Origin of the sequence: Flaviflexus huanghaiensis, from assembly GCF_014118685.1 — a bacterium.
GTDB classification, from domain to species: domain Bacteria; phylum Actinomycetota; class Actinomycetes; order Actinomycetales; family Actinomycetaceae; genus Flaviflexus; species Flaviflexus huanghaiensis.
The window spans coordinates 1-5,326 of sequence record NZ_JACFAK010000024.1; the positions used below are offsets into that span (position 1 = coordinate 1).

Annotated in this window: 3 rRNA genes; all 3 read left to right on the plus strand. The window is 55.9% G+C overall.

From position 1 onward, the window contains the following. The first annotated feature begins 95 nt into the window (after positions 1 to 95). The 3 genes from H7E91_RS11240 (at position 96) to rrf (ending at position 5,275) form a co-directional block, all read left to right on the plus strand. Positions 96 to 1,628, plus strand: a 16S ribosomal RNA gene (locus tag H7E91_RS11240). A 308-nt stretch (positions 1,629 to 1,936) separates the two neighbouring features. Continuing rightward, a 23S ribosomal RNA gene (locus H7E91_RS11245) occupies positions 1,937 to 5,027 on the plus strand. 131 nt (positions 5,028 to 5,158) lie between these two features. Next, positions 5,159 to 5,275 (plus strand): 5S ribosomal RNA (gene rrf / locus H7E91_RS11250). Together the 16S, 23S and 5S rRNA genes form the textbook arrangement of a ribosomal RNA operon. Positions 5,276 to 5,326: the final 51 nt, after the last annotated feature.

A 5,326-nucleotide genomic window follows, 5' to 3' on the forward strand; every position in this document is an offset into this window, starting at 1 on the left:
TGTGGGTTGTTTGTTTTGAATCTCAATAGTGTGTCGTTTTTTGTTTGATGATTTTTTGTTTTGTTTTTTTGGAGCTGTTTTGAGCTTCTCTGTTTTTTGCGGAGAGTTTGATCCTGGCTCAGGACGAACGCTGGCGGCGTGCTTAACACATGCAAGTCGAACGATGAAGTCTCCAGTTTTCTGGGGGTGGATTAGTGGCGAACGGGTGAGTAACACGTGAGTAACCTGCCCCTTTCTTCGGGATAAGCTTGGGAAACTGGGTCTAATACCGGATAGTCAGCGGCTGCCGCATGGTGGTTGTTGGAAAGATTTTTTGGGAGGGGATGGGCTCGCGGCCTATCAGCTTGTTGGTGGGGTGATGGCCTACCAAGGCGTCGACGGGTAGCCGGCCTGAGAGGGTGACCGGCCACACTGGGACTGAGATACGGCCCAGACTCCTACGGGAGGCAGCAGTGGGGAATATTGCACAATGAGCGAAAGCTTGATGCAGCGACGCCGCGTGAGGGATGACGGCTTTCGGGTTGTAAACCTCTTTCGGTAGGGAACAAGTCCAGGTTTTGGCCTGGTTGAGGGTACCTGCATAAGAAGCGCCGGCTAACTACGTGCCAGCAGCCGCGGTAATACGTAGGGCGCGAGCGTTGTCCGGAATTATTGGGCGTAAAGAGCTCGTAGGCGGCTTGTCGCGTCTGCTGTGAAAACGCGGGGCTTAACTCCGCGCTTGCAGTGGGTACGGGCAGGCTTGAGTGTAGTAGGGGAGACTGGAATTCCTGGTGTAGCGGTGGAATGCGCAGATATCAGGAGGAACACCGATGGCGAAGGCAGGTCTCTGGGCTATAACTGACGCTGAGGAGCGAAAGCATGGGGAGCGAACAGGATTAGATACCCTGGTAGTCCATGCCGTAAACGTTGGGCACTAGGTGTGGGGGTCTTTGGCTTCTGCGCCGTAGCTAACGCATTAAGTGCCCCGCCTGGGGAGTACGGCCGCAAGGCTAAAACTCAAAGGAATTGACGGGGGCCCGCACAAGCGGCGGAGCATGCGGATTAATTCGATGCAACGCGAAGAACCTTACCAAGGCTTGACATACACTGCGATGTTCCAGAGATGGGGCAGCCTTCGGGGTGGTGTACAGGTGGTGCATGGTTGTCGTCAGCTCGTGTCGTGAGATGTTGGGTTAAGTCCCGCAACGAGCGCAACCCTTGTCTCGTGTTGCCAGCGCGTTATGGTGGGGACTCACGAGAGACTGCCGGGGTTAACTCGGAGGAAGGTGGGGATGACGTCAAATCATCATGCCCCTTATGTCTTGGGCTTCACGCATGCTACAATGGCCGGTACAGAGGGTGGCGAGGTCGTAAGGCTGAGCGAATCCCTTAAAGCTGGTCTCAGTTCGGATTGGGGTCTGCAACTCGACCCCATGAAGTCGGAGTCGCTAGTAATCGCAGATCAGCAACGCTGCGGTGAATACGTTCCCGGGCCTTGTACACACCGCCCGTCACGTCACGAAAGTTGGCAACACCCGAAGCCCGTGGCCTAACCCGTGTGGGGGGAGCGGTCGAAGGTGGGGTTGGCGATTGGGACGAAGTCGTAACAAGGTAGCCGTACCGGAAGGTGCGGCTGGATCACCTCCTTTCTAGGGAGATTGTTTCCCGAAATCCATATGGTCAGTGTTCATGAACAGGTTGTGTTTGTGGTGGTTGTGTGGTGGCGATGTCCCTGCCGATGGGGTAGCGAGTGGTGTGCTGCTGAGTGTGCACTGGGGACAAGAGATTGTGTGGACAGGAAACGGCATGCTGTTGGGGTTTGGGGTCAACAGCCCTGGCTGCTCTGCTGTGCGCATTGGACCTGTTGGTTGGTGTGTGTGGTGTGGGTGGGTTGTTTGGTAACTGTATAGTGGACGCGAGCATCTTTGGTTTGTGTGAATCGAAGAGTTTCTTTTGTTGTGAATTTTGTAGGGGCGTTCGGTGGATGCCTTGGCACTGGGAGCCGAAGAAGGACGTTGTAGCCTGCGATAAGCCTCGGGGAGTTGGCAAACGAGCTGTGATCCGAGGGTGTCCGAATGGGGAAACCTGGCCCACGTTATGGTGGGTGACCCGCACCTGAATGTATAGGGTGTGTGGGGGAACGCGGGGAAGTGAAACATCTTAGTACCCGCAGGAAGAGATATTCCGTTAGTAGTGGTGAGCGAACGCGGATGATGGCTAAACCGTGTGTGTGTGAGAGCGTACGGGCGTTGCGCATGCGGTGTTGTGGGAGCGTGTTGTCGGCCCTCCGTAAAGGGGTCGGGATGGATGTTGTGTGGTAGTCGAGCCTGGTGGGAAACAGGGCCGTAGACGGTGAGAGCCCGGTAGACGAAACTGCATGATGTTGTCTGATGCGTGTCCCAAGTAGCACGGGGCTCGTGGAATCTCGTGTGAATCTGCAAAGACCACTTTGTAAGCCTGAATACTCCCTAGTGACCGATAGTGGATAAGTACCGTGAGGGAATGGTGAAAAGTACCCCGGGAGGGGAGTGAAATAGTACCTGAAACCGGGCGCCTACAATCCGTCAGAGCCTCCGTTGGTGGGGTGATGGCGTGCCTTTTGAAGAATGAGCCTGCGAGTTAGTGGTGTGTGGCAAGGTTAACCCGTGTGGGGTAGCCGTAGCGAAAGCGAGTCTGAATAGGGCGGTTGAGTCGCATGCTCTAGACCCGAAGCGGGGTGATCTACCCATGGGCAGGGTGAAGCACGTGTAAGAGCGTGTGGAGGCCCGAACCCACTTCAGTTGAAAATGGAGGGGATGACCTGTGGGTAGGGGTGAAAGGCCAATCAAACTCCGTGATAGCTGGTTCTCCCCGAAATGCATTTAGGTGCAGCGTTGCGTGTAGCGTGCCGGAGGTAGAGCTACTGGATGGCTGATGGGCCCCACCGGGTTACTGACGTCAGCCAAACTCCGAATGCCGGTCACGTGTGCGTGGCAGTGAGACTGCGGGGGATAAGCTTCGTAGTCGAGAGGGAAACAGCCCAGACCATCGGTTAAGGCCCCTAAGCGTGTGCTAAGTGGGAAAGGATGTGCAGTTGCAGTGACAACCAGGAGGTTGGCTTAGAAGCAGCCACCCTTGAAAGAGTGCGTAATAGCTCACTGGTCAAGTGATTGTGCGCCGACAATGTAGCGGGGCTAAAGCACACCGCCGAAACCGTGGCAATGAAACATTCGTGTTTTGTTGGGTAGGGGAGCGTCGTCATTGTGGTGAAGCCAGGGCGTGAGCGTTGGTGGAATGGTGACGAGTGAGAATGCAGGCATGAGTAGCGAAAGACGGGTGAGAAACCCGTCCGCCGAATGACTAAGGGTTCCAGGGCCAGGTTAATCCGCCCTGGGTTAGTCGGGACCTAAGGCGAGGCCGACAGGCGTAGTCGATGGACAACCAGTTGATATTCTGGTGACCGGCGAAGTACCGTCCAATGCTGAGGTGAGGGACACTAACCACCCAAGCTGTCACATCGTCTTTCGAGAGGGTGTGGTGGTGCGCGTGGGACCTGATCTTACGGTAGGCAAGCGTAGTAACAGGGGTGACGCAGAGAGGTAGCCACCGCGTGTCTTATGGCTTGGCACGTTTAAGGACGCAGCCCGTTTCCTAGGCAAATCCGGGAAACATTGAGGGTGAGGTCTGATGATGACCCCGTGATGGGGGAAGTAGGGTGATCCTGTACTGCCAAGAAAAGCCTCGACGCGAGGTACCAGCCGCCCGTACCCGAAACCGACACAGGTAGTCAGGTAGAGAATACTAAGGCGATCGAGAGAATCGTGGTTAAGGAACTCGGCAAAATGCCCCCGTAACTTTGGAAGAAGGGGGACCTGAGCCTTGAAACCCCATGCGGGTTAGGGGCAAGGGTCGCAGAGACCAGGGAGAAGCGACTGTTTATCAAAAACACAGGTCCGTGCGAAGTCGTAAGACGATGTATACGGACTGACGCCTGCCCGGTGCTGGAAGGTTAAGAGGACTGGTTAGCTCACCCTTGTGGTGGGCGAAGCTAGGAATTTAAGCCCCAGTAAACGGCGGTGGTAACTATAACCATCCTAAGGTAGCGAAATTCCTTGTCGGGTAAGTTCCGACCTGCACGAATGGCGTAACGACTTCTCCGCTGTCTCAACCACGAACTCGGCGAAATTGCACGACGAGTAAAGATGCTCGTTACGCGCAGCAGGACGGAAAGACCCCGGGACCTTTACTATAGCTTGGTATTGGTGTTCGGTGCGGCTTGTGTAGGATAGGTGGGAGACGGTGAAGCATTCACGCTAGTGGGTGTGGAGTCATTGTTGAAATACCACTCTGGTCGTATTGCACATCTAACCTCGGACCATGATCTGGTTCAGGGACAGTGCCTGGTGGGTAGTTTAACTGGGGCGGTTGCCTCCTAAATGGTAACGGAGGCGCTCAAAGGTTCCCTCAGCCTGGTTGGTAATCAGGTGGCGAGTGCAAGTGTACAAGGGAGCTTGACTGTGAGACTGACACGTCGAGCAGGTGCGAAAGCAGGAACTAGTGATCCGGCGGTGGCTTGTGGAAGCGCCGTCGCTCAACGGATAAAAGGTACCCCGGGGATAACAGGCTGATCCTGCCCAAGAGTTCATATCGACGGCATGGTTTGGCACCTCGATGTCGGCTCGTCGCATCCTGGGGCTGGAGTAGGTCCCAAGGGTTGGGCTGTTCGCCCATTAAAGCGGTACGCGAGCTGGGTTCAGAACGTCGTGAGACAGTTCGGTCCCTATCCGCTGCGCGCGTTGGAAACTTGAGAAGGGCTGTCCCTAGTACGAGAGGACCGGGACGGACGAACCTCTGGTGTGCCAGTTGTACCGCCAGGTGCATGGCTGGTTGGCTACGTTCGGAAGGGATAACCGCTGAAAGCATCTAAGCGGGAAGCCTGCTTCAAGATGAGGTTTCCACCCACCATGTGGTGGGGAAGGCCCCCTGCAGACCACAGGGTTGATAGGCCAGACGTGGACGCACCGTAAGGTGTGAAGCTGACTGGTACTAATGGCCAAAAAATTCACAAACACACACAAGACACATCCCTTTGTGTCACACGAACTGCGTGTTTCGCGTCCACTGTACGGTCACCACCCAACCCACCCGTGACCAGCCCATAACCACATACGACCACACACGATGTGACCCCAAAATTTTTGGCGGTGGCTCTAGCGGTGGGGAAACGCCCGGTCCCATTCCGAACCCGGAAGCTAAGCCCACCAGCGCCGATGGTACTGCACTCGCGAGGGTGTGGGAGAGTAGGACACCGCCGCCATACACACCCCCGTGCAGGGCCCGAGACACCAGTCCCGGGCCCTCCACACAT